This is a genomic window from Thiohalorhabdus sp. Cl-TMA (assembly GCF_041821045.1).
GTDB classification, from domain to species: Bacteria; Pseudomonadota; Gammaproteobacteria; order Thiohalorhabdales; family Thiohalorhabdaceae; genus Thiohalorhabdus; species Thiohalorhabdus methylotropha.
The window spans coordinates 254,233-276,749 of the sequence record NZ_JBGUAW010000006.1; the positions used below are offsets into that span (position 1 = coordinate 254,233).

Sequence of the window (22,517 nt, forward strand, 5' to 3'; positions counted from 1 at the left end):
CCGGCTGGGCCGTTCCCGGTCGGGTCGCGCAAGACCCTGCCGGAATGGCGTACCCCTTCTTTCATGTTCCCCACCCCGCCGCCCCTCCTTCAACATGAGAACGTTGCGCCCGGAGGGCCAATCGCCAAGTCATCCACGCCCAGTAGGAGACACCCATGGTAACCGAGGTGCAAGGGGAAGGTTCGTCCGGCCCGGAACGGGCCCGGGGCGGCTGCCTGTGCGGGGCCGTGCGCTTTCGGGTGATGGGACCGATAAGGGACCCGGTGGCCTGCCACTGCGGCCAGTGCCGCCGGCAGACGGGGCACTACGCGGCCAACACGGCCACGCATCGCTCCAATCTCCGCATGGATCGGGAGGAAGGACTGCGCTGGTATGAATCCTCCCCGGGCATACGCCGGGGATTCTGTGGCCAGTGCGGCTCCACGCTGTTCTGGGACAACCAGGAGCGCCCCTATATGGGCATCGCCGCGGGCAGCCTGGACGCGCCCACCGGCCTGCGGCTGGCCGCGCACATCTTCACCGCGGATGCCGGGGACTACTACGAGCTGAGCGACGATCTCCACAAGGATGCGGGGCGGGACCACGGCGTACCGCCACCCCCTGAGGAGTAGCCCAACGTCCTACTCCCCATGGCCCGTTTCCCGGATAAAAAAAGGGCCCGGACGGAATCCGTCCGGGCCCCAAGCGCAAGGCATTGCCCATACCTTGACTTCGACTCAGCTCCAGGGGAACGGGCTATGGGAAGTGGGATGCAGCTCGCCCTTCTCATAGCGGTCGAACCGGAACGGCTTCAGCAGCTCGCTCTCCTGTCCGCAGATCTCCTGGGCCACTAGGGCGCCAACGCCGATCATCTTGTAGCCGTGGTTGGCATCGGCGATGAAGTAGCAGTTGTCCCGGAAGGTATCGAACACCGGGAAGCTGTCCGGGGTGAAGGCGCCGAGCCCGCCGGAGGGCTCCCGCTTGTACTGCTTGTGGCACCCCTCGAAACGCTTGTGGCAATGGGCCAGCGCGGAGGTCCACATGTCCACGAAGGCGTCCGTCACCACGTATTCCTTGGATTCGGTTCCGTAGGGATCGACTTTCACCTGATCGTAGGGCTTCTCCACCTTGTACGGCGAGGTGCCGCCCTGGATGCCGCCGAAGCCGAAGTCGGGCTTGTAGTAGATGCCCCACATTTCGCCGTCTTCGTTGATCAGGCCGCCGTCCATGTCGGAATACAGCGGGGCATCGGTATCCACGTGGAGCACGGGCGGGAAGTTGCCGTCATTGGTCTTGAAGGCGTCGGGGTCCATGGCCACCGTGCCTTCCTGGAGGCAGAAGTAGGTCCACATGGGCACGTTGTTGTGCACCGTGCCGTCGAGCTGCTTGAGGGTAATCTGGGTGGGCAGCTCCAGCATGTCCCAGAAGTGGGGCGCCCAGGGACCACCGCCGACCACCACGTAGTCGCAGCCGATAGTGCCCTTGTCGGTCTCCACCGCCTCCACCGAGGAGCCGCTGGCGTCCAGCTTCAGATCGGTGACCTTGACCCCGGAGTGGATGGTCACGCCCTCGGCCTCGGCCTTCTTGGCCAGTCCGTACATGCTCTTGGTGTTGTTGGCGTAGCCGCCGCGCTTCTCGTGCAGCACGGAGGTGATGCCCTGGGCCTGCCAGTCATCGAAGTAGGACTTCATGTAGTCGTTGGCGTCCTTGGCCCCTTCGATGAACTCGGACTCGTAGCCGATCTCTTTCTGCTGCTCGTAAATGGTGCCGACGTCTTCCCGCATCACTTCCGAGCTGATCTGCATGTAGCCCACGGGATGGTAGCTGAAGGCCTCCGGGTCGCTATCCCAGACGTCCACGCTGTGCGCCATGAGCTTGCGCATGGCGGGCTGGAAATAGTTGTTCCGGATCACCCCGCAAGCAATGCCGGAGGCCCCGGAGGCGATGCCGCTCTTGTCCAGGATGGCGATATCGCTGCCATCGCCCTTGCCCCGGGCCTTGAGCTCCTTGGCCAGATTCCAGGCCGTGCTCAGGCCGTGGATACCGGCCCCGATAATGACGTACTTGCAATGCGTGGGAAGCGCCATGGTTGTCTCCTCAAGGGAAATCTATGAATGCGGGACCAACGTACTCCCTAACATTAATGGAACCTAGCGGCAGAACAACAAGAAGTTTATGGTTACAGCTACAAAGACTGTAGCCACTGTGCCCATAATAGAGTAAGGGTTCTGTACCCCATGCCCCAGAAAGAGACACGCTATCAGCAGGTTGCCCTGGAGCTGGGCCACCAGATCGAGCAGGGGGTCTACCAGCCCGGCGAGAAGCTCCCGGGGGTGCGGCGGCTGGCCCGGCAGTTCGGCGTGAGCGTGAACACCACCCTGCACGCCCTGGAGCAGCTGGAGGGGGAAGGCCGGCTGACGGCGCGGCCGCGGGCCGGCTTCTACGTGAAGGCCGCCACCACGCCGATCCGGGAGCCCCGCTCCACCGAAACGCAGGGCCACCCCCAGGCGGTGACCGGCCAGGAGCTGGTACTGCGGCTGGCCTGGGCCGCCAGCCGGCCGGGCATCGCCCAGCTCGGAACGGCCGTCCCCCACCCCAGCTTCCTGCCCGTGGAGGCCATCGAGCAGGCCCACGGCGCGGCCCGCCGCCGCGGCGGCGCGGGTCTTCAGACCTACGAGTTCCCGCCCGGCCACTTCGAGCTCCGCCGCCATATCGCCCGCCGCATGATGGATGCCGGCTGTCCCGTGGATCCCGACGAGGTGGTGATCACCAGCGGCTGCCAGGAGGCCATCATGCTGGCCCTGGACGCGGTGACCGAGCCCGGGGACATCGTGGCCATCGAATCCCCGGCCTTCTACGGGCTCCTGCAGGGGATCGAGGCCCAGGGCCTCCAGGCCCTGGAGATACCGGGGGACCCGGAAACGGGGATCAGCCTGGAAGCGCTGCAGCTCGCCGTGGAGCAATGGCCCATCAAGGCGGTAGCCGCCGTGACCAACTTCAGCAATCCGCTGGGAGGCACCATTCCCGCGGACCGCAAGAAAAGGCTGGTCCGGCTCCTGGCGGAGCGCGGCGCGGTGCTGATCGAGGACGATATCTACGGGGAGCTGGGCTACGAGGGGGAGCGGCCTACCGCAGCCAAGGCCTACGACGAGCAGGGCAGCGTCATCTACTGCTCATCCTTCTCCAAGACCGTCGCGCCCGGGCTGCGGATCGGCTGGGCCGTGCCGGGCCGGAACCTGGACCTGCTCAATTTCGGGAAGTTCGCCACCAACCAGGCGGCGCCCTCCTATCCCCAACGGGCCCTGGCGCACTTCCTGGCCGAAGGCCAGCTGGAGCGCTACCTGCGCGGCATCCGGGGGCGCTATCAGACCCACGTGGCCCGGGCCATCGAGGCCATACGCCGCCGCTTCCCCGCCGAGGTCCGGGTCAGCCAGCCCCGGGGCGGCTTCGTCATCTGGGTGGAGCTTCCCGAGGACGTGGACGCCCTGCAGCTCCATGAAACGGCCCTGGGGCAGGGGGTGAGCATCGCCCCGGGACCGATCTTCTCGCCCTCCCAGAAATTCCGGAACTGCCTGCGGCTCAACTGTGCCCAACCGTGGGAGGACATCCTGGAGCCCGCCCTGGAGCGCATCGGCGCCTTGCTGCGGTCCGGTGCTTCCTGAGCCGGCTGTCCCCGGGCGGCGAAGCCCGGGGACAGCCGCCAACCGGGCTACGTGCGGGCCCGCTCCCGCACCGGACCCAGCCAACGTCGATACAGGGGGTCGGTTACCGCCGCTTGCATGGCTTCCACCTTGGCCTCGCGATCCTCCAGGACCGATTCTGGGCTGTGCACGGTTTCCGAGATGGGATCCATATCGTAGCCGTAGATGGAAACCCAGCGCTCCAGAAGCTCGGGGGTCACCTCCACATGGGCCACGGTGGCGGCCAGGTTGCCCCGGACATAGGCCTGGTGGGGACAGAAGCTGGAGGAATACAGCGGCGTGGCCCCTTCGGGCAGCTCGAAGGCATCGTGGTGCCAGGCCAGCACCCGGAATTCCCGGGGGGCGTCGCCCAGCCACGCATCCACCTCCGGATCCCCGTTCCGGACCACGTGATGCCAGCCGATCTCCTTGGCCGACATGGGGGCCACCTTGGCGCCCAGCGCCTTGGCGCAGAGCTGCGACCCGAAGCAATGGCCGAGCACGGGCAGGTCCCGCTCCACGGCCCGTTGAATCAGCGCCACCTCGTCGTCGATCCAGGAATAGCCGTCATTGACGCTCATGGTCCCGCCCATGAAGGTCAGCCCGGCATAGGCCTCCGGGTCCTCGGGGACCCGGTCGCCCTGATCTATGGCGCACAGCTCATAGGGCAGCCCCTCTGCTTCCAGGGTCTCGGCCAGGTGCCCGGATTCGATCCAATCCTCGTGACGAACAATCAGGACCGGTTTCATTTTCCGCTCCTCCATTCGGTGATCCAGTTCCGGGCAAGATAAGGGGCTTCGCCCAGAGTGGTAAGGTCCAGGAACCGATCAATGAAGGGGCACAGCTTCGCAATTATGCGGCGGTGTACCCCAACTATTGGCGTAATCTGTACCCATTAGTCCATGCCCCGGCCGTGCCTGCTATGCTGCCGCATAAGCCGAATTGGGCATGTACTCCGGGGTATGGCGAGGCATCGGGACCAGGGCGTACACCCCGGAACGAGGAGATCCGCCACCGCAGGAAGAGGACCGCACCTTGAGACCGGAGCCCCGGCCCTATTTGGCCGCCGCCACCGCCACCGCGTCGGCCCTGATGTTCGCGCTCACCGGGGCCACGGTAAAGGCGGTCTCCGGGCACCTGCCCTACCTGGAAATGGTGTTCTTCCGCAGCGCCCTGGGCCTGGTTTTCCTGCTCCCCTGGCTGCTCCACCGGGGCCTGGGCAGCCTGCGTACCCGGCGCCCGGGTCTCCATCTGGTCCGGGGCGTCGCCGGGCTCGGCACCATCTTCGGGTTCTTCTACGCCCTCTCCAACCTGGAGCTTGCCACGGCGGTCCTGTTCAACAATACCGCCCCCCTGTTCATCCCCCTGTTCGCCGTGCTGCTGCTGGGCGAGCGCTCGCCGGCCAGCGTCTGGATCGCCATCCCCGTGGGCTTCGTGGGCGTGGCCCTGATCCTGAAACCGGGCATGGCACCGCTGAACCCCGCCGCCTTCGCCGGTATCGGCGGGGCCGTGCTGGCGGCGGCCTCCTACGTGGTGGTGCGTCGCCTGCGGGAGACGGAGCCTACCTCCCGCGTGGTGTTCTACTTTGCCGCCATCGCCACCCTGCTGTCCGCCCTGCCCTTGCCCTGGGTATGGGAGACGCCGGAGCCCCGGCTGTGGCTCCTGCTGGTGGCCATGGGGGCCGCGGCCACCGGAGGACAGCTCTTCCTGACCCAGGCTTACGCCCTGGCCCCCGCCGCCCGGGTCGGCCCTTTCACCTACCTGGTGGTGGTCTTCTCGGCGGGCCTCGGCTGGGTGCTCTGGGGCGAATGGCTGGACCCCCTGTCGCTGGTGGGGGCGGTCCTCATCTGCGGGGCCGGCATCCTGGCCATCCAGGGCCGGGAGAGCGGCGGCAAGGAGCGCCTGGAATCAGGGGACGGGGATGCGGCGTTGGCGAGGTCCGAGCCCCGGGGGGATCGGACCGGGCCACCGTCCAGACGTTTCAGCAAGGGCGGGCGGGGATAGCCTGCTCCCCCCTCCTGCGGTCAGAGCTCCTCGCCGGCGAATCGGGAGCGGGCCACCGCATCGGCGAAGTCGGCCAGCGGGAAGAGCATGGCCGTGGTGTCCACGGGATGCCAGGCGGCCACGTCGATGAGGGCTTCCCCGATGGTCACGTCCCAGTACTCCTCGCCGTAGCGGAGCCACCGGTCCAGGGCGCCGTCCTGGTAGAAGACGGTGAGCTGGAGTGCCAGATAGCGGGTCATGAAGTGGTCGAAGTCATCCTGGTTCTCGAATTCCTGGCGGATCAGCCGTTCCGCCTTCTCGTCCCCCTTCAGGTCCTGGCCGAACTGCCACGGCATGCCCGGCGAGGAGGCGAGGTTGCCCTCCTCCCGCTCACCGAGCGACTGGATGGTTTTCTCCCGGATCCGGGAATAGCTGTCCACATAGGCGCGGAACTCCGCATAGGAGAACTCCCGGGGGGCCTCCCCGAAGGTTGGATCCATGATTACCGTCCTTTCCGGTGAACGCCTGGATGGCCTGCGGTACCGGCCCCATTATTTCCCGGCCACCCCCTCGAAGGAATAACCCTCTCGGCGGATTTTCAGCCCCCGCTTTTTGGGTAGGCTGGGACCCCCGTTATTCCCAAGGAAGGGCACCGACCCATGGCGTGGTGGACGCTTTTCATTGCCGGCCTGTTCGAGGTTGCCTGGGCCATCGGCCTGAAATACACGGACGGATTCACGCGCCTGGTGCCCAGCGTGGCGACGCTGGCGGCCATGGTGGTGAGCGTGCTGCTGCTGGGGATGGCCGTGAAGAACCTGCCGGTGGGAACGGCCTATGCCGTGTGGACGGGGATCGGGGCGGCCGGCACCGTCGCCTTGGGAATCGTGCTGTTCAACGAGCCCTCCGACCTGCCCAGAATCCTGTGCATCATGGCCATCATCACGGGAATCATCGGACTCAAGGTGGTCAGCCCCGACTGAGAATCTACACCCCTTCCTTGGCGAACAGGACATCCGGGCTGAGGATCTCCCCGGCTCCGGCACCGTCGTAGCCGCTCAGGGGATGAAGCAGGTCCTGGAAGTCGTCCCCGCGCAGGACCGATAGCAGCTCGGAGAAGCGCTGCTGATCGAGGGCCCGGGCCCCCACAACCAGGTAGTAGACCTCCCGGTAGAGGGGAACGAAGTCCAGCTCCAGCATCCGGGCGGCGGCCTCTTCCCCCAGCCCCACGTCGGCCATGCCCCCCGCCACGGCCGCGGCCACCGCCAAGTGGGTGTATTCCTCGGCGTGATAGCCGGTGATCTGCTCGCTGTCCAGCCCCACGCGCTCGAGCATCTGGTCCAGGGCCAGGCGGGTTCCCGAGCCCGGCTGCCGATTGACGAAGCGCGCCCCTTTCCCGGCGATGTCGACCACATCCTGCAGCCCCAGGGGATTGCCGGGCGGCACGATGAGCCCCTGGCTGCGCATAACGAAGTGGATCAGGCGCTGGCTGCGCGAATCCAGCCAAGGACGATAGATCTCCCCGATGGGCGCCCCGAGCGGCCCCTCGGGCAGGTGGATGCCGCCCAGCTCGCAGTCGCCGCGGGCCAGCGACATGAGGCTCTGCAGGCTGCCGGCGAAGCGGACCTCCAGGGTGGTCCCCGATCGCGTGTGCAGGTAGTCGATGAGCTTGTTCAGGGCCAGATCGTGGCTGGCCACCATGGACAGGGAGGCCTTGCCGCCCAGCAGCAGGGCCTGCAGCTCCTGGCCGATCTCGCTGGAGGCGCGCTGCAGGTGCGGCTCGAGGAGGGCGTTCACCCGGATCTGCAGATCCACCAGCCGTTCACCCAGGGACGTCAGCCTGGTCCCGCGCCCCCGCTCCTTCTGCACGAGCGGCGCCCCCAGCTCCTCCTCCCAGGTCTGGATACGCTGCCAGGCCTGCCGATAGGGAATTCCCACCTGCGCGGCGGCGGCGGTGAGCTTGCCCTCGCCGCGGATAGCTTCCAGCAGGGGGAAGAGATCGCGATCCATCCGTTTGGAGGCGTCCTCCCCCGACATCCAGGCGATTTCCAGAGACGGTTTGGCCGTTTTCATATGTGCTCGGGTACCGATTCCTTGGCGGACAGACACAGTGACCGGGTCGGTTTTCCTTTGAAATGAAGCCGGGTTATGGAAAAATTTCCAGGCTCGGTCCGGCTTCCCGGACCCAAAATATGCATTTAAAAACATATTTCCGTTCGGGGCAAGGGCTTCAGGACCCCGGAACGGATTTAATCGGATTGTTCAACCGTCATGGACAACTTCGCCGCTGCCTTCGCCGCCGCCCTGCGGCTCCTGCTCGACCTGGATCCGGAGCTGCTGGAGATCGTGGCACTGTCCCTGCGGGTCAGCCTGGCCGCGGTGGCTGTCGCCGCCCTGATCGGGCTGCCCCTCGGCGCCCTGATCGGGGTCCTGCGGTTTCCGGGAAGGCAGGCGGTGATCGTCCTGCTCAACGCGCTCATGGGCCTGCCGCCCGTGGTCGCCGGCCTGGGCATCTACCTGCTCCTGTCGCGGGCCGGCCCCCTGGGCGAGCTGGGTCTGCTGTTCACCCCCACCGCCATGATCATCGCCCAGGCGGTGCTGGTAACGCCCATCATAGCCGCCCTTACCCGGCAGACCGTGGAGGACCTTCACCAGGAGTACAAGGAGCAGATGCGCTCACTGGGCCTGCGCGCGGACCAGATGGTGCGGACCCTGCTCTGGGACGGCCGCTACAGCCTGATGACGGCCCTGCTGGCCGGCTTCGGGCGGGCCATCGCCGAGGTGGGCGCGGTCATCATCGTCGGCGGCAACATCAACCACGTTACGCGCGTCATGACCACCACCATCGCCCTGGAGACCTCCAAGGGAAACCTGGAGCTGGCCCTGGGCCTCGGCATCATCCTCGTCACCCTGGCGGTCCTGGTGAACGCCAGCGTCCTCTCCCTGCGGGGCGCGGCAGCGCGGGCCAACTGGTAGAAAAGGCAGCGGCATGAACGTAATCCCCTTTCCCGGCCAGAGCCCCGCGGGCCCATCCACCATCCTTCCCCTGCAGGTCCGGGAGCTGTGCTTCCAGGTCGGAGGCACGCTGCTGCTCGATCACCTGAACCTCGAGCTGCGGCACGGCCCCCGGACCCTGCTCATCGGGCCCAACGGCTCCGGGAAGAGCCTGACCCTGCGGCTGCTCCACGGCCTGATTCGGCCCTCTTCCGGGACCATCCGCTGGGACGGCCTGCCTCCCGACCGGCACCTGCGCACCCGGCAGGCCATGGTCTTCCAGCGGCCCGTGCTACTGCGCCGCACGGTCCGGGCCAACATCGACTACGTGCTGCGGATTCACGGCATGGGCCGCGCCCAACGGCGCGAGCGGATCGACGAAGTGCTGGCGCAGGCCGGCCTGGAAGCGCTCGGCAATCGCTCCGCCCGGGTGCTGTCCGGCGGCGAGCAGCAGCGCCTCGCCATCGCCCGCGCCTGGGCGCTGCGCCCGGAGGTGCTGTTCCTCGACGAGCCCACCTCGAATCTGGACCCCGGGGCGGCCCTGGCGGTGGAAGGCATGATCGACACCATCCACCAGCGCGGCACCAAGATCCTCATGACCACCCACGACATGGGGCAGGCCCGCCGCCTTGGCGACGAGATCCTGTTCCTCCATCGGGGACGCCTGCTGGACCAGGCCGACGCCGATACCTTCTTCGGCGCACCGGAAAGTCAGGAAGCCCGGGCCTTCCTCCAGGGAGGCCTGGTAGTTTGAGCGCACCAACAGAAGGACCGCAATCTATGACGTCAATGCGTTTTCTGGCCGGCAAGGCCTCGGCTTTCCTGCTGGCGACGCTGCTGCTGGGCATGGCCGGTATTTCCTCGGCCCCGGCGGAGGAAGATCCCTATATCGTAGTTCAGTCCACCACCTCCACCGAGGCCTCCGGGCTCTTCGAGTACCTGCTGCCCAAATTCGAGAAGATGACCGGCATCGACGTGCGGGTGGTGGCCGTGGGCACCGGACAGGCCATCCGCAACGCCAAGAACGGCGACGGCGACGTGCTGTTCGTCCACCACACCCCCTCCGAATTCAAGTTCATCGCCCAGGGGTACGGCGTTCGCCGCTTCGACGTCATGTATAACGACTTCATCCTCGTGGGCCCGAAGGACGATCCGGCCGGAGTCGCCGGCATGGAAGACGTGACCAAGGCCATGCGCAAGATCGCCGAGGCCGAGGCCCCCTTCGCCTCCCGCGGCGACGACAGCGGCACCAACAAGAAAGAGCTGGGGCTGTGGGCACAGACGCCGGCGAAGCCCAAGCAGGCCAGCGGGACCTGGTACCGGGAGACCGGCTCCGGCATGGGCGCCACGCTCAATACCGCCGTCTCCATGGGCGCCTACACCCTGAGCGACCGCGCCACCTGGCTGAACTTCAAGAACAAGGGCAGCTTCGAGATCCTGGTGGAGGGGGATCCCCGGCTCTACAACCAGTACGGCGTGATGCTCATCAGCCCCGAGAAATATCCCCACGTGAAGGACCAGATGGGGCAGGCCTTCATCGACTGGCTGGTTTCCGCCGAAGGGCAGCAGGCCATCGCCGAGTATCGCCTCAAGGGCGAGCAGGCCTTCTTCCCCAACGCGCGCTGAGCGATAGCCCGCACACGCCTCTCCCCAGGGCGGACTCCGGTCCGCCCTTTTTCATACCCCCCCTTTGACCCATCATGGACTCGTGCTCGGTTCGCAGCCTCGGAAGCGGCACGACCGGCCCTGCTGAACCGGATAACGTACCGGGAAGGCCCCATGGGTGAGAAGGTTCACGGCAGCCATTACCGCCATTGCCATTTCAGCCGCTTCCAGCGCCATCTCCGCGAGGAGACGGCGGCCCTGGCACGCCTCTTCGAAGAGGAAGGCTTCTCCCTCCGCCACGGCACCGCCGGGTTCGAGCTGGAGGCCTGGCTCGTGGACGCCGAGGGGATCCCGGTGCCCGCCAACGAGGCCTTCCTGGCGGGGATGGAGGGCGCCCTGGTCTCCCCGGAGCTTTCCCGCTTCAATTTCGAGCTCAACACCATCCCGCACCCCCTGGAAGCGGGCGCGCTGGAGCGCTTCGCCGAGGACCTGGCCGGGGGCTGGAACCGGAGCCGTGGGGTGGCCCGAACGCTCGGGCTCGATCCGGTAATGATCGGCATCCTGCCCACGGTCACGGAGGACATGCTCGCTCCCGCCAACATGTCGCGCCAGGACCGGTTCCATGCGCTCAACGAACAGCTGATCCGGCTGCGCCGCGGCCGGCCCATCCAGCTGGACATCCGGGGCGCCGAGCGGCTTTGCACCAGCCACCTGGACGTCATGACGGAGGCGGCCACCACCTCCCTGCAGATCCACCTCCAGCTGGACCCCAGACGGGCGGTGCGGTACTACAACGCCGCGCAGATCCTGGCCGCCCCTCTGGTGGCCGTCTCCGCCAACTCGCCGTTCCTCTTCGGGCACCGCCTGTGGCAGGAGACCCGGATCCCGCTGTACGAGCAGACGGTAGCCGGGGGGATCCTCGGGCCCCCGGAAGAACCGCGCCTGCAGCGCGTGACCTTCGGCGACGGCTACCTGCGCGGGAGCCTGATGGCGCTCTTCCGGGAGAACCTGGAGCGCTACCCCGTGCTGCTGCCGGTCACGGCGGAGTCCGAATCGGCCTCCTTTTTCCACCTCCGGCTCCACAACGGCACCATATGGCGCTGGAACCGCCCCCTGGTGGGCTTCGATCCGGACGGCACGCCCCACCTGCGCATCGAGCACCGCCCGGTCCCTGCCGGCCCCACCGTCCCGGACATGGTCGCCAACGCGGCCCTGTTCCAGGGGCTGATGCGCCAGCTGGCGGAGTCGGAGGAGCCCCCGGAGGCGCGCCTCCCCTTCGCAACCGCCCGGGACAACTTCTACGCGGCGGCACGCTCCGGACTGGAAGCCCGGGTCACCTGGCTCGACGGGCGGACCGGTCCCGCGCGCACGCTGCTTACCGAGACCCTCCTGCCCCAGGCCCGGCAGGGGTTGCGCGCCCTGGACTGCGGGCCCGGCGAGACTGATCGCTACCTCGGGATCCTCCGCGACCGGGTCCGAACCGGACAGACGGGAGCGTTCTGGCAAGTGGCCCACGCGGAGGCCCATGGCCGGCATTTCGGCGACCTGGTCGCCGCCTACCGGGAGCGCCAGGAGTCCGGACGGCCGGTCCACGACTGGCCACCCTGAAGCCGTTCCCCGTGCCTATTCCAGGGCCTGCTCCAGATCCGCCAGCAGATCCTCCGGATCCTCCAGGCCCACCGAAAGCCGCACCATGGCGGGTGTTATGCCCAGGCGCCGCTGGGATTCCCCCGACAGCCCGTGGTGCGTGGTGGTAACCGGCTGGGTCGCCAGGCTTTCCACCCCGCCCAGGCTCGGCGCGATGGCGAACAGGCGCAGCCGGTCCACCACCGCCGCGGCGTCCGCATCCGCCACCTCGAAGGTGACCATGCCGCCAAAGCCGGTCATCTGCCGGGCCGCCAGGGAATGGCCGGGGAATTGCGCCAGCCCTGGATACAGGGCCCGCGCCACGCGGGGGTGCTCCGCCAGGGAACGGGCCAGGACACCGGCCGTGGCGTTCTGCCGCTCCACCCGGAGCGGCAGGGTGGCAAGGCTGCGGGATAGGAGCGTCGCCGTCTCCGGGGCGGGGACCTGGCCGAGGCTCTTGCGCCAGGCGGCGACGGGCTCCAAAAGCGCCGCGGGGCCCATGACGGCGCCGGCGGTCAGGTCGCTGTGGCCACCCAGGTACTTGGTGGCGCTGTGCATGACGAGGTCGGCTCCCAGCCCCAGGGGATTCTGATTGACGGGGGTGGCGAAGGTATTGTCCACCGCCACCAGGGCCCCGTACGCATGGGCCACCTCGCTGATCTCGGCAATATCGTAGACTTCCAGAGAGGGATTGGTGGGGGTCTCCAGGAACACCAGACGCGCTCCAGCCGCCAGCCGTTCCTCCAGTTGCGCCCGCAGCGCAACGGGCTCCGTTTCCCAGAGTAGATGGGTGTCCATACCCAGCCGGGGGAGCTGGTCCGTAAGCAGCTCCAGGGTCCCGCCGTAAGCGTCGCCGATACAGACAATCCCCTCCCGGCCATGGGCGAAGAACAGGGACGACTCGGCGCCCATGCCGGCGGTGAACGCCAGGGCGGCCTCCGCGTCCTCCAGGGCGGCCAGCTTGGCCTCCAGGCTGCGCACGCTGGGGTTGGCGCCGAAGCGGGTGTACAGGGCCCCCTCCGCGCGCCCCTCCACCACATCGAGCAGGGCATCCGTGGAAGGATAGCGGAAGGTGGTGGTGTTATAGACCGGCGTGTGCGGGCTTCCGAAGGCGTCGGACCGATCCCCGGCGTGCACGCAGCGTGTGGCCAGCCCCTGGCGTTTGCCCATACTTCCCGCTCCTGGTCGGATCCGGTACCGGCCCGAGCTCGGCTCCGGATGGGTGGAATGCCGTCCGTCGCGGCCGACGGCCGATGACGGGCCCGGCCCATTATGCCCGTCGTCCGCCTCGTTATCAGCTTGTCGAAAACGGCCTACCGGACAATGCGACGAAACCATTTCCCTTGACCGGGCTCAAAGGAGGTACGTCCCGTTCGCTAATAAACTTTCCGCCGTGCATGCCTTATACTCCGCCGCGCCCGATGGGACCGGTGGAGAACGCCCTCAAGGAGGATGGCTTGAATACCCATCTCGTGGATGTCCGGAATACCAGCTGCCCCACCCACATCAAGTTCCTGGTGGCCAAGCTCCGGGAATTGGCGCCCGGGGAGACCGTGGAGCTGCTTACCGGCGATCCGACGGTGCTGGACGACGTCCGGACCTGGCTGCAACGGACGGGACACGAATTCCTCGGCAGCACCCGGGGGGAGGAAGGAATCCGGATCTTCGTGGCGAAAAAGCAGGACCCGCAGTCCCAGCCCGCGAGCTGACCCCGCCTCTTCCTACCGAGCACTGAACCGCGGCAGCCGGGAGCGCCCCCCAGCGAAAGCCGAAGCTACCCCCAAAGGGGTATTTTTCGGGCTAATACATCAATATAGCTTATCGCCTTAGAGGTTCCGTTAATGCTCAAGCGGGCATGCGGACTTTGGGTTGGTTTGCTCGTGCGCAAAGTGGCCATCCTCCGGCCCTTTTCCTGTACTCCCCTTGTACAGGCCAAGGCCGGCCCCTTGGGGCCGGCCTTTTCTATTCCGGACACCGCAACCGGTACGGCGTGGCACGAGCCTTAAAGCGCCGGCCCCCTTCCGGAGCGTCCCGGGCGCTGGGAACTGGACCCCGCACGAGCCGCGTCGCGCGCCTCCAGGCGGGCGGCGGCCCCTTCCAGCACCTCGATCACCCGGCCGCCGTTCTCGCCCTTGAGCCGCCGTCTCGCCCGCATGAGCGGGGTGGAGCCCAGGTGATCAGGGATCCGGGGATCCGCGCCATTCTCCAGCAGCACCGCGATGACCGTTTCCGAGCCCATCAGGGCGTCGTGCAGAGGGGTCTGCCCGAGGATATTGCGGGTGTCGGGACGCGCGCCGCGCTCCAGAAGCACCCGGACGTATTGCAGGCCCCGCTCCCCCAGACGGGCGGCCCAGTGCAGCGGAGTCTCGCCGCGGAAGTTCTCGTAGTTGGGGTCCCCCTCGTCGGGCGGAAGCCCGCCCGGACAATAGAAGAAATCGTCCCCCACCCAACGCCCGCCCAGACGCAGGACCTTCCTGCCCCGCGGCCGGCGGGCGAAATGATGGGCAACCACCTCGGCCCGGAGGCGGCTCAGCAGGGCATTGCGCTCCTGGTCCGCCGATCCCACGTTAAGGTTGGGCAATTCCTCGGGAATGCCCATCCAGCTCTCCCGGCCCTCGATCAGGGCCTGCTGGAAGGGATCGCGGGCAAGGGCCCAAGCCCGCCGGTGGGCGCGATCGTCCAGGATCTCCGTATGGCCGCTCAAGAACCTCCTCCCGTGGAATGCGCACCCCCGCCGGATCGGCCTCGGCCGTCCCCCGCGCCATGGCCCTGCCCGGTCGCCTCCGCTTCGGCCTCGAGCTCGTTCAGCACATCCTGAATTTGATCGTGGTACCCCGCCCGGTAATCGGCGCAGGTGCTGATCACGTCAGCGAACTCGTCCTGATCGCCGCGGAAATAGGGCGCGAAGCCGTCGCGCATGGCCCGTGCCACCTCGGGAACGACGACCCGGGAGTCCAGATAGGGCGCGGGGAGCTGGTCGCTCAGGCGATCCACGAAATGACGGAGCGCCGCCCAGAGCTGCGTCCGGTGAATGGCCTGGGTGGCCTCGCCGATCCGGCCGGTATAGATGCGGATGGCCTCCACGACTTCCGGACTCCTTTCCCCGGCACCGTCGGACGGCAGGGTCCGTATGATGGCGGTGGCGGCCTGGTCGGCGGCGGCCAGGCAGAGCTGCAGGCCGAACTCGCTCTCCCGGGCCCCCGTTCCCGTGCCGTAGCGCTCCCGGATGCGGGCGTGGGTGGCTTCCACCTCCTCCGCGGACAGGGTGTCGTAGCTCCGAACCAGCTTGGTGGCCAGGGGCGCGGCGTGGGTGAGATACGCGTGGAGGTAGCTCGCCAGCTTGAAGCCGGCGTCGCTGCCGATCAGCCCGCTCGCCTTGGTCTGGAGCTGGACGAGGCTGAGCTCGCCCCCGTCCAGGGCGCCCTCCACCCGCCCGCCGGTGGCCCGGTAGACCAGGGACGGCAGACGCTTGGCGAGCTTCTCCAGGCTTCGGGGGGAGGGGAACGGACCGCCGTCCTTGGGCGGCATGGAGTAGAAGATGTCCTCGTGCTGGCGCAGGAAGCCCACGAAGCCCACGTCGCCGATGCGGCCCGCCGGGCTCCGGGCCAGCCAGCGCTGGTAACGCTGCACCCAGTGATCGAGGTTGTCCTCCACGTAGTAATGCTCCACCCGGTTGTCGAGCGCCGTCCCCATGCGGCTGATGGCCACGGCGCCGTCGGCGCGGCCCAGATTGGTGGTGATGCCGACCCAGGCGCGATCCCCGAGCTTGTTCTGGCCGTAGCGCCGATCGTTCACCACCCCGAGCACCGACGGGATCAGCCGCTGGTCCGCGTTTCCCAGATCCTCCAGCACCAGCACGCCCACCCCGGCATGGGGCATCAGTGCGAACACCCGCTCGGGCAGAGTCTCCATGTAGGAAACGGAGGACCCCGCTCCCTGGTTGCGCTCCGCCTTGGATGGGATGCCGGCGAAGGAGACCGCGGAGACCTGGCCGGCCATCTCCCGGATCGCGAAGAGGAAATCCTCCTTGGTGACCGCTTCGTGCACCTCCTCGTCCATGTCCTTGAAGTACATCCCCATGGCCTTGGCGGCCCGCCGGGCGGCCATCTTCATCACGGTGCTCTTGCCGTGGCCGGGCGGGCCGTGGAGGGTGACGCCCGGCATGGGATCGTCGTCGAGCTCCGGGCTGAAGGTGACGATGGCCGGATCGAAGGGGATTCCGAACAGGTGCTCGTAGCCGCTCGCCACGCGGGCGTCGATGTCGGGCTCCCGGCCGTGGGTGTAGGCGCTGAGCAGCATGGACTCGCTCAGCTCGTCCAGGAGGTCGTCCGGATGGACGAAGGGATAGGGAACCTGATCCTTCAACTGCGTGGGCATTTCGTGCCTCTTGCGTTTGATCCGAGCCCCGCGTTGGTAGCCCGGACTTTTCCATAGGCGGGACCCGGCGCCGGGTCCGCTCGTACGGGATCGTTTGGTATACGGCGATTCATCAGGGCGCCGCGCCGGGCGGGCGCCCCCGGTCGCCCGTGGGCTGGTCGAAGTCCACCTCCACCCCGGGCCGGATCTCGCAGATCTCGGCATAGGGCCGGGCGGCCTTCATGCCCTGCTCGTGCTTGTGGCCCTCCGGGACGATGAAGGTGACCCGGGGCGGAAGCCGGGGATGGAGCCGCCCCAGCTCCGGCACCCGGTCGCACCAGTCCGTGAAATAGACCAGGCCGTCCACGGGCCAGCCCTCCTGCCGGGCCAGCTCCACCGCCATGTTCATGCAGTCCGCCAGGCTGGTTCCGCCCCGCCCATAGGCCTCCATGCCCTCCTCCAGCAGCGTTTCGAAATCCCCCGGCTGGATCCGCTGCGCTTCGCCCCGGATGACCGTATCGGCGGAGAGGACGATGATCTCCCGGTTCAGGCCGCCCTCGCCCATCTCGCGGCTCATGCCGGCCACCTCGCTGAAGAAATCGCGGAGCATGGCGGTGCCCACGGAACCGGAGGTATCCACAACCACCAGGCTGGCCCGGGCCGGCGAGTGAGAGACCACCGTGCCGTCGTATACGGGCTCGGCCATTCCCATATCCCCGGGCTCCACGTAATAGAGGTCCCCCGGGAGGTCGTCCGTGTAGTCCGTGCCCCCCTCTCCGCCGAGCACCGTTTCCTGAAGGCTGTCCCGCCAGCCGATCACGGGCTCGTGGAGCACATCCACCCGGGTGCCCAAATAATCGGAGATGTGGGCGCCGGCCATCTGGCCGCCCTGGCGTTCCGCCTCCTTGGCCAGATTCCGAGCCTTGGCCGCCTCCTGCGCCATCTTGGCGGCCAGCTCCTGGGCCTGCGCCTCCGCTTCCTGGGGATTCCGCGGCAGGCCCGCCTTGTCGGCCACGCCCTTCAGCCCGGCGTTTTCCAGGGTATGCCGCAGCTCCAGGGGATCGGTGAGGTCCCCGCCCTCGGAGCCGTCCGGGCCCACCCCGGGCTGCGGGGATTCAGGGTCCCCGCTTCCCGTGCCCTCGGCGGAGACCTCTTCGCCCGAGGACTCCGGGACCTCGCCCGCTCCGCCTTCCCCCGATTCGGCCTCTTCCCGCTCGCTATCCCCGGAGCCGCCACCCCCGGTGCCCTGTCCGCCGCCTCGGGGAGCGCGCCGGCCGGTTTGGCCGCCCTTTCCCGATGGCGGCTCCGGCATGTCCGCCAGTAGCGCCTTCAGGACCTGCAGCTCCGTCTTGCCGCGGTACTTGCTGCGCTCCTGGTCGGAAGTGCCCAGCCCGCCGGGGATGTCGTCGCCGTTGCCCAGGAAATAGGTGCCGAAGGTCATCCGGCGCTCGAAGGCGTCCAGGAGCATGCCGTTGATCACCACGTCGTGGGCCATGTTCACGATGTGGGGCGAAGCCTGGCCGCCATGCCGGCCTTTCGTGTGGTTCAGCATCATGTGCATCATCTCGTGAAGCAGCACGGGGATGACGCTCTCCCCCCCGCCGGCGCGCTCGTCCGCGAGCATGCTCCGGAAGAAATCCACGTTGAAGAAGATGTACTGCCCGTCGGTGAAGGCCGTGGGGAAACGCGCCGTGATGTCGGGATGGTCGTACAGATAGACGGGCACCCGCTGGGCCATGAGGGAGAACTGGCCGAACCGGGGCAGGGTCATGCCCGATTTCGTGTCGCGGGTGCTGCCCATCACGAACTCCCGCACCCGGTGCATGGCCTCCTGGTAGGGGTGATTCTCGGCGGACAGCAGGCTCCGCTGCCCCATGCGCTGCGCGCTCATCTGGGTCATGGCTCGCTCCCGGGGAGGTGGACTTTACCGGTCGTCCTATCCCACTTTGATTTGCGATACGGCGGGGGATTCACCCCCTCCTATCCCCGCCCGCCCGGGCCCCGGTCTTCCAGTGGGATCACCCCTGACAGGATGGGGGACTTTCCTGACGGGGAGCGATTCTTGCTTGCCGGACGGTGTCGAAGGACGTTAGCTGGTCGTTTGGCGGGGAGGCGGCAGCGACAGGAGGCTGGAATGCTGGAAATGCGGGGCGCCAACCGGATTCTGGTGGCATCGGCAAACAACGCGGACCCGGACGGCGTGCGGCTGGCCTTCAAGGCTGGCGCCGATCCCCGTATCCTTCTGGTACCCGGGGAGGACGGCGTTACCCCCATGCACCGGCTCATAACCATGGGGGCCAAGGACACCGCCGTTTCCGCCCTGGCGGAAGGCGGCGCGGATATGGATCTGGAGATCCGGGACCCCTGGGGGCGCACGCTGCTCCACCGCACCGCCATCCTGGGTCAGGCCCTGATCGCGGAGGCGCTTCTGGAGAAGGGGGCCGACCCGGATGCCGAGGACCCGGGCACCGGGGGCACGGCCCTGCACCTGTGCGCCCTGAACCGCAGCTGGCAGGCGGGGATCGCCCTGGCCATGCACGACGCCGACCCCGGGATCAAGGACCGGGAAGGCTCCACCCCCCTGCACTGGATCGCGGTTCCCATGCACCGCAAGGCCGAACGGGGCCTGTACAACCCGGCGGGCCTGGTGGGGTGGCTGGAGGTGCTGCTGGAGCGGGGCGCGGATGTGGATATACCCGACGCGAACGGCCGCACCCCCCTGCAGGTGGCCGCCCGGAACGGCAACGAGCCGGTGGTGGAATCCCTGCTGTATCACGGGGCCGACGCGAACCGCACCGACGCAGAGGGGCGCACCGCCCTCCTGCAGGGGCTCCTGAACAACCATCCCCGGGTGACCGAGCTGCTGGTCCAGCACGGAGCGGACCCCGGCATTGCCGACCAACAGGGCACCACGGTCCTCGACCGCCTGAACTTCATCCAGGCGGCCTGGGGCGTGGACCTGGCGGAACAGGTCCGCCGGGCGGCCGCCCGGGAAGCGGCCCGCTCCAGCTCCCGGGCGGGCACGTCCCGCTCCCCGGAGCGCGGCCCGTCCCTGTAGGCGGCTGCCCAGCGGCGGGCTAGGTGGCGTCCGGCCGGGTATCCGTCGACCGCCCGAACAGCTCCTGCTCGAAGCCGAATTGCCGGAGGTCCCGGATCCGCAGAGGATAGAGGATGCCGTCAAGGTGGTCGCATTCGTGCTGGACCACCATGGCGTGGGTATGCTCGGCGGTGCGCTCGATGAGCTCGCCGGCGGGGGAATACCCCCAGTACCGGATCCGCACGTAACGGGGGATCACGCCCCGGAGCCCCGGCACGCTCAGGCACCCGTCCCAGATCTCCTCGTACTCGTCGCCGATCACCTCGTATTCCGGATTGACCAGCACGGTACGCGGCACGGGCTCCGCCTCGGGATACCGGGCGCTTTTCTCCAGGCCGAACACGATCACCCGCTGCTCCACCCCGATCTGCGGTGCGGCGATGCCGATCCCCTGGTAGGCCTCCATGGTGTCCCAGAGGTCCTGCACCAGATCGTGAAGCGCCCGCGTATCCAGCTCCTCCACGGGCGCGGCCTTCCGGTTCAGGCGGGGGTCGCCCATCCGGATCACTTCGCGCACTGGCATGCCTATCCCTTCCTGGGTCTTTTCCGCCACCTTAGCCGCCCGGCGCATCGCCGGGCACTCCTCCTTCGGGTGTAGTCCCGGCCAAGCAGCGGCCGAACCGCCCTGCGCCACCGGTCAAAGCCCGTAGTTCTCCAACAGGCGCAGCCAGTTCTCGCTCACCGTCGGGCAGGCGGGAACGGCGTGCCACAGCCGCCCCAAGGGCACCTCCCCGGCCACCGCGCCGAAGGGGTGCTCCACGGTGCGCCCGGTTCGTCCGCGCTTCCGGGCGGCCTCCTCGCTCAGCCCCACCACGGCCACCTGGGGATCCGTGAAGGTGACAAAGGGCACCGCGCTGTGGTCCGCCCAGGCGGAGATCTCCCGGAGGGCCTTGCTGGGCATACACGCCCAGTAGGTGCACTGCCCACCCATCAGCTCCTGCTCCACCAGGACCGCCGATAGCCCGTTGACCACCGCCCGGGCGGCCGCGTTCTCACCCACCGCCCCACCGCCGATCACCACCACACGGAAACGCTCCGCCATGGGAACGCCCCGTTAATGCCTGCTCTGGGAACAGCCTAAGGCCCCTTTCAGCGGGCGGGCATCCGGGGAAGCGGCACCGGCCGGCCGCCTGCGCGGGTTTCCTCGGGGAATTGAGGGCGTTGGATATTCCCTAATCGATTTTGGGGAAATCCCCTAGACGATAGGGGCAGCCCATGAGAGTATGCGCTCACTTTCAGGGAAACCCCCGATAAGAAGGTAGCAATGGCCGATCAACGGACCGCCGCGCAGGACTTCCCCAGCACCCCGAGCGCTTGGCGGCCCCCTTCGGGAATTCCCTGTACCCCCCATCACCCCGTCCCCCCGGATCCCGTGCAGCGTCCCGGCGCCGGAACAGCGCCCCCGAAACGTCGCCGGACGCCGCTCCCGTATTTCCAAGCCATTCGCACAAGCGGAATCGGCCTTTCAAGGACAGGCAGCTGACTACGGCACAGGGATTACCGGGCAAGCCGTCCCGTAAAGAAAAACGCTTTCGGATCCGGGAGGTCCGCTCCCGGGAAACTGTTATACAGCGAAGAAGGGAAGCACATGCTTAGGAAAAGTGGGGGGAAGCTCGGGGGCCAGATGGCAATGGTATTGGCCACCCTGTTGATCACGGCTTGCGGGGACAGCCCGAATGCGGCTTCCCAGGCGGCCTCCCTGGCGGAGCAGACCGGCTCCTCCGATGAAGCCCTCATCGGCGGCTGGAAGGCCGGCGAGTTCGATGTCAGCGGCTCGCCCGAGTGCCCCGGGGATACCTGCGCGGGCAGCAGCTTCCAGTACGACAGTATCCAGGAGGCCGTGGATAACGCCCCCGACGGTGGGGTGGTGGGTATACAGTCGGGCTCCTACAAGCAGTGCGTCGTCATCCGGGACCCCAAGAGCGTCACCATCAAGGCCCTGGACGGCCGCCCGCACCTGCACACCAAGCAGTGCGAGCAGAAGGCCAACGTGGTCAACTATTCCACCGGCAAGGTGGTGCTGGAAGGCCTGGAGGTCTCCGACGGCGGCACCGACAAGCTGGTCTGGCACCACGATAAGGCCGGAGCCCTGATCCTGCGCGACATGAAGCTCCACGGCGCCGGCATGGGCATCCTCGCCTCCACGGAGTCGGAGCGCCTTGAGGTGATCGACTCCGAGATCTGGGACATGGATGAGCCCACCCAGAACGGGCACCTCATCTACGCCGGGCAGGTCAAGGACCTGATAGTGCGGGGCTCCTACCTGCACGGCGCCCGCAATGGTCACCTGATCAAGGCGAAGTCGGTCAACGTGGTGATCGAGAACAACCATCTCCACGACGACAAGCGCACCACCGCCAATCTCATCAACCTCTGGGGGTGCGGAAACAACCGGGTGGTCGGCAATGCCATCGTATCCGAGAACCAGAGCGGCGCGGTCCAGGCCATGGACGTGACGGCGCGCAAGCGCTACGGCAACGTGCAGCCCTGCCCCGTGGACGAGGCCAAGCTGACCGTGGCCTACAACAGCTTCCTGAAGAAGGGCCAGACCCTGTACTCCTCCCTGCTGCTGGACGTCTACGACATGGACGAGATGGTCATCGAGAACAATCTGGTGACCAATGCCCGGCTCATGAAGGACGGGACCACCACCGGCGTCTACTGGTATCCGGGGGACTGGAACGGCAAAAACATGGCCCTGGAGGAGGAGGCCTACATCGACCGCTTCCTGCACGTGGACTCCGCGCCCTCCGCCGTTCCCTCCGAGAACGAGCCCGTCGGGCAGTACGCGCACCCGAGCTCCACGACGGTCCGGGAGGAAGCCTTCACCATGGGAGCCTACCCCATCTCCCAGTGAGCCTTTCCGGGAAGCGACCCGGCCCATGCGCTGGCTCGTGAACCACTACTCAGCCCGGGTACCCGCCCGGGCTTTTTCATGTCTCAGCCCGGCCCCGCCTCTTATCCATGCGGCCGTTTCCATCGGCCCGATGTCCCCCTCGCTCCCTTCTCCAACTCGTTGCGACCCACTCAGTTTCCCAGAAATATCCGCTTGTTAGGGGAAATCCTAATAAGTATTGGGGAAAACCCCTAGACGGCCCCAAAAACCCATGAGAGTATTTGCTCACTTTCAGTTGATTCCCCGGATTGCAAGGAATCATGACCGACAACCGCACCAACTCTTCGGACACACCCTGCCTGCC

Annotated in this window: 21 protein-coding genes; 11 read left to right on the forward strand and 10 right to left on the reverse strand. The window is 67.5% G+C overall.

Features of this window, described 5'->3' with window-relative positions:
- Positions 1-155: 155 nt before the first annotated feature.
- The gene (locus tag ACERLL_RS10440) at positions 156-611 is read left to right on the forward strand and encodes a GFA family protein (protein ID WP_373656030.1); all 456 of its coding nucleotides are present in this window, start codon (positions 156-158) and stop codon (positions 609-611) included.
- 105 nt (positions 612-716) lie between these two features.
- On the opposite strand, the gene ACERLL_RS10445 is transcribed toward ACERLL_RS10440, so the two are convergent.
- The gene (locus ACERLL_RS10445) at positions 717-2,066 is read right to left on the reverse strand and encodes an NAD(P)/FAD-dependent oxidoreductase (protein ID WP_373656031.1); all 1,350 of its coding nucleotides are present in this window, start codon (positions 2,064-2,066) and stop codon (positions 717-719) included.
- 150 nt (positions 2,067-2,216) lie between these two features.
- Here ACERLL_RS10445 and ACERLL_RS10450 point away from each other — a divergent pair, with 150 nt between their 5' ends.
- Positions 2,217-3,641, forward strand: coding sequence for an aminotransferase-like domain-containing protein (locus ACERLL_RS10450; protein WP_373656032.1), 1,425 nt, complete (start codon positions 2,217-2,219; stop codon positions 3,639-3,641).
- A 47-nt stretch (positions 3,642-3,688) separates the two neighbouring features.
- Here the strand turns inward: ACERLL_RS10450 and ACERLL_RS10455 are convergent, their stop codons facing one another.
- Positions 3,689-4,408: a type 1 glutamine amidotransferase gene (locus ACERLL_RS10455; RefSeq protein ID WP_373656033.1), complete on the reverse strand. Its 720-nt coding sequence runs from the start codon at positions 4,406-4,408 to the stop codon at positions 3,689-3,691.
- 286 nt (positions 4,409-4,694) lie between these two features.
- Here ACERLL_RS10455 and ACERLL_RS10460 point away from each other — a divergent pair, with 286 nt between their 5' ends.
- Entirely contained in the window at positions 4,695-5,663 is a 969-nt protein-coding gene (locus ACERLL_RS10460) for a DMT family transporter (RefSeq protein ID WP_373656034.1), read from the forward strand.
- 20 nt (positions 5,664-5,683) lie between these two features.
- Here the strand turns inward: ACERLL_RS10460 and ACERLL_RS10465 are convergent, their stop codons facing one another.
- Complete coding sequence (locus ACERLL_RS10465) at positions 5,684-6,142, reverse strand: hypothetical protein (protein ID WP_373656035.1); 459 nt, start codon at positions 6,140-6,142, stop codon at positions 5,684-5,686.
- A gap of 159 nt (positions 6,143-6,301) precedes the next feature.
- Here ACERLL_RS10465 and sugE point away from each other — a divergent pair, with 159 nt between their 5' ends.
- On the forward strand, positions 6,302-6,622 hold the full coding sequence (gene sugE / locus ACERLL_RS10470) for a quaternary ammonium compound efflux SMR transporter SugE (protein WP_373656036.1): 321 nt from the start codon (positions 6,302-6,304) through the stop codon (positions 6,620-6,622).
- Between the two features lie 4 nt (positions 6,623-6,626).
- Here the strand turns inward: sugE and ACERLL_RS10475 are convergent, their stop codons facing one another.
- On the reverse strand, positions 6,627-7,649 hold the full coding sequence (locus tag ACERLL_RS10475; RefSeq protein ID WP_373656037.1) for a substrate-binding domain-containing protein: 1,023 nt from the start codon (positions 7,647-7,649) through the stop codon (positions 6,627-6,629).
- Between the two features lie 261 nt (positions 7,650-7,910).
- On the opposite strand from ACERLL_RS10475, the gene ACERLL_RS10480 reads away from it, so the two are divergent.
- From ACERLL_RS10480 to ACERLL_RS10495, 4 genes are all read left to right on the forward strand, one after another.
- Positions 7,911-8,615: an ABC transporter permease gene (locus ACERLL_RS10480; RefSeq protein WP_373656038.1), complete on the forward strand. Its 705-nt coding sequence runs from the start codon at positions 7,911-7,913 to the stop codon at positions 8,613-8,615.
- A gap of 13 nt (positions 8,616-8,628) precedes the next feature.
- Positions 8,629-9,387, forward strand: coding sequence for an ATP-binding cassette domain-containing protein (locus ACERLL_RS10485; RefSeq protein WP_373656039.1), 759 nt, complete (start codon positions 8,629-8,631; stop codon positions 9,385-9,387).
- Positions 9,388-9,413: 26 nt separating this feature from the next.
- Entirely contained in the window at positions 9,414-10,259 is an 846-nt protein-coding gene (locus ACERLL_RS10490; RefSeq protein ID WP_373656040.1) for an ABC transporter substrate-binding protein, read from the forward strand.
- 153 nt (positions 10,260-10,412) lie between these two features.
- Entirely contained in the window at positions 10,413-11,846 is a 1,434-nt protein-coding gene (locus tag ACERLL_RS10495) for a glutamate-cysteine ligase family protein (RefSeq protein WP_373656041.1), read from the forward strand.
- A gap of 15 nt (positions 11,847-11,861) precedes the next feature.
- Here ACERLL_RS10495 and ACERLL_RS10500 read toward each other — a convergent pair whose 3' ends face one another.
- The gene (locus ACERLL_RS10500) at positions 11,862-13,034 is read right to left on the reverse strand and encodes a trans-sulfuration enzyme family protein (RefSeq protein ID WP_373656042.1); all 1,173 of its coding nucleotides are present in this window, start codon (positions 13,032-13,034) and stop codon (positions 11,862-11,864) included.
- A 287-nt stretch (positions 13,035-13,321) separates the two neighbouring features.
- Between ACERLL_RS10500 and ACERLL_RS10505 the strand changes: the two genes are divergently transcribed.
- Positions 13,322-13,573 (forward strand): sulfurtransferase TusA family protein, encoded by a 252-nt coding sequence (locus ACERLL_RS10505; protein WP_373656043.1) that lies wholly within the window; start codon positions 13,322-13,324, stop codon positions 13,571-13,573.
- Positions 13,574-13,866: 293 nt separating this feature from the next.
- Here the strand turns inward: ACERLL_RS10505 and ACERLL_RS10510 are convergent, their stop codons facing one another.
- The 3 genes from ACERLL_RS10510 to ACERLL_RS10520 form a co-directional block, all read right to left on the reverse strand.
- On the reverse strand, positions 13,867-14,568 hold the full coding sequence (locus ACERLL_RS10510; RefSeq protein ID WP_373656044.1) for an ankyrin repeat domain-containing protein: 702 nt from the start codon (positions 14,566-14,568) through the stop codon (positions 13,867-13,869).
- Positions 14,565-16,241, reverse strand: a complete 1,677-nt coding sequence (locus ACERLL_RS10515; RefSeq protein WP_373656045.1) for a hypothetical protein — start codon at positions 16,239-16,241, stop codon at positions 14,565-14,567. The genes ACERLL_RS10510 and ACERLL_RS10515 overlap by 4 nt, the downstream gene beginning before the upstream one ends.
- Positions 16,242-16,353: 112 nt before the next feature.
- The gene (locus ACERLL_RS10520) at positions 16,354-18,120 is read right to left on the reverse strand and encodes a VWA-like domain-containing protein (protein WP_373656046.1); all 1,767 of its coding nucleotides are present in this window, start codon (positions 18,118-18,120) and stop codon (positions 16,354-16,356) included.
- Positions 18,121-18,354: 234 nt separating this feature from the next.
- Here ACERLL_RS10520 and ACERLL_RS10525 point away from each other — a divergent pair, with 234 nt between their 5' ends.
- Positions 18,355-19,278, forward strand: a complete 924-nt coding sequence (locus tag ACERLL_RS10525) for an ankyrin repeat domain-containing protein (protein WP_373656047.1) — start codon at positions 18,355-18,357, stop codon at positions 19,276-19,278.
- Between the two features lie 19 nt (positions 19,279-19,297).
- On the opposite strand, the gene def is transcribed toward ACERLL_RS10525, so the two are convergent.
- Together def and ACERLL_RS10535 are read right to left on the reverse strand one after the other, a co-directional pair.
- Positions 19,298-19,840 (reverse strand): peptide deformylase, encoded by a 543-nt coding sequence (def, locus tag ACERLL_RS10530; RefSeq protein WP_373656048.1) that lies wholly within the window; start codon positions 19,838-19,840, stop codon positions 19,298-19,300.
- Between the two features lie 114 nt (positions 19,841-19,954).
- Positions 19,955-20,359 (reverse strand): FAD-dependent oxidoreductase, encoded by a 405-nt coding sequence (locus tag ACERLL_RS10535; protein WP_373656049.1) that lies wholly within the window; start codon positions 20,357-20,359, stop codon positions 19,955-19,957.
- Between the two features lie 582 nt (positions 20,360-20,941).
- Between ACERLL_RS10535 and ACERLL_RS10540 the strand changes: the two genes are divergently transcribed.
- On the forward strand, positions 20,942-22,174 hold the full coding sequence (locus ACERLL_RS10540; RefSeq protein ID WP_373656050.1) for a right-handed parallel beta-helix repeat-containing protein: 1,233 nt from the start codon (positions 20,942-20,944) through the stop codon (positions 22,172-22,174).
- The last annotated feature ends 343 nt before the right edge of the window (positions 22,175-22,517 follow it).

Coding starts and splice junctions, on each gene's coding strand:
- ACERLL_RS10440 (WP_373656030.1), top strand. CDS start 156: ATGGTAACCGAGGTGCAAGGGGAAGGTTCGTCCGGCCCGGAACGGGCC.
- ACERLL_RS10445 (WP_373656031.1), bottom strand. CDS start 2,066: ATGGCGCTTCCCACGCATTGCAAGTACGTCATTATCGGGGCCGGTATC.
- ACERLL_RS10450 (WP_373656032.1), top strand. CDS start 2,217: ATGCCCCAGAAAGAGACACGCTATCAGCAGGTTGCCCTGGAGCTGGGC.
- ACERLL_RS10455 (WP_373656033.1), bottom strand. CDS start 4,408: ATGAAACCGGTCCTGATTGTTCGTCACGAGGATTGGATCGAATCCGGG.
- ACERLL_RS10465 (WP_373656035.1), bottom strand. CDS start 6,142: ATGGATCCAACCTTCGGGGAGGCCCCCCGGGAGTTCTCCTATGCGGAG.
- sugE (WP_373656036.1), top strand. CDS start 6,302: ATGGCGTGGTGGACGCTTTTCATTGCCGGCCTGTTCGAGGTTGCCTGG.
- ACERLL_RS10475 (WP_373656037.1), bottom strand. CDS start 7,649: ATGGATCGCGATCTCTTCCCCCTGCTGGAAGCTATCCGCGGCGAGGGC.
- ACERLL_RS10480 (WP_373656038.1), top strand. CDS start 7,911: ATGGACAACTTCGCCGCTGCCTTCGCCGCCGCCCTGCGGCTCCTGCTC.
- ACERLL_RS10485 (WP_373656039.1), top strand. CDS start 8,629: ATGAACGTAATCCCCTTTCCCGGCCAGAGCCCCGCGGGCCCATCCACC.
- ACERLL_RS10490 (WP_373656040.1), top strand. CDS start 9,414: ATGACGTCAATGCGTTTTCTGGCCGGCAAGGCCTCGGCTTTCCTGCTG.
- ACERLL_RS10495 (WP_373656041.1), top strand. CDS start 10,413: ATGGGTGAGAAGGTTCACGGCAGCCATTACCGCCATTGCCATTTCAGC.
- ACERLL_RS10500 (WP_373656042.1), bottom strand. CDS start 13,034: ATGGGCAAACGCCAGGGGCTGGCCACACGCTGCGTGCACGCCGGGGAT.
- ACERLL_RS10515 (WP_373656045.1), bottom strand. CDS start 16,241: ATGCCCACGCAGTTGAAGGATCAGGTTCCCTATCCCTTCGTCCATCCG.
- ACERLL_RS10520 (WP_373656046.1), bottom strand. CDS start 18,120: ATGACCCAGATGAGCGCGCAGCGCATGGGGCAGCGGAGCCTGCTGTCC.
- ACERLL_RS10525 (WP_373656047.1), top strand. CDS start 18,355: ATGCTGGAAATGCGGGGCGCCAACCGGATTCTGGTGGCATCGGCAAAC.
- def (WP_373656048.1), bottom strand. CDS start 19,840: ATGCCAGTGCGCGAAGTGATCCGGATGGGCGACCCCCGCCTGAACCGG.
- ACERLL_RS10535 (WP_373656049.1), bottom strand. CDS start 20,359: ATGGCGGAGCGTTTCCGTGTGGTGGTGATCGGCGGTGGGGCGGTGGGT.
- ACERLL_RS10540 (WP_373656050.1), top strand. CDS start 20,942: ATGGCAATGGTATTGGCCACCCTGTTGATCACGGCTTGCGGGGACAGC.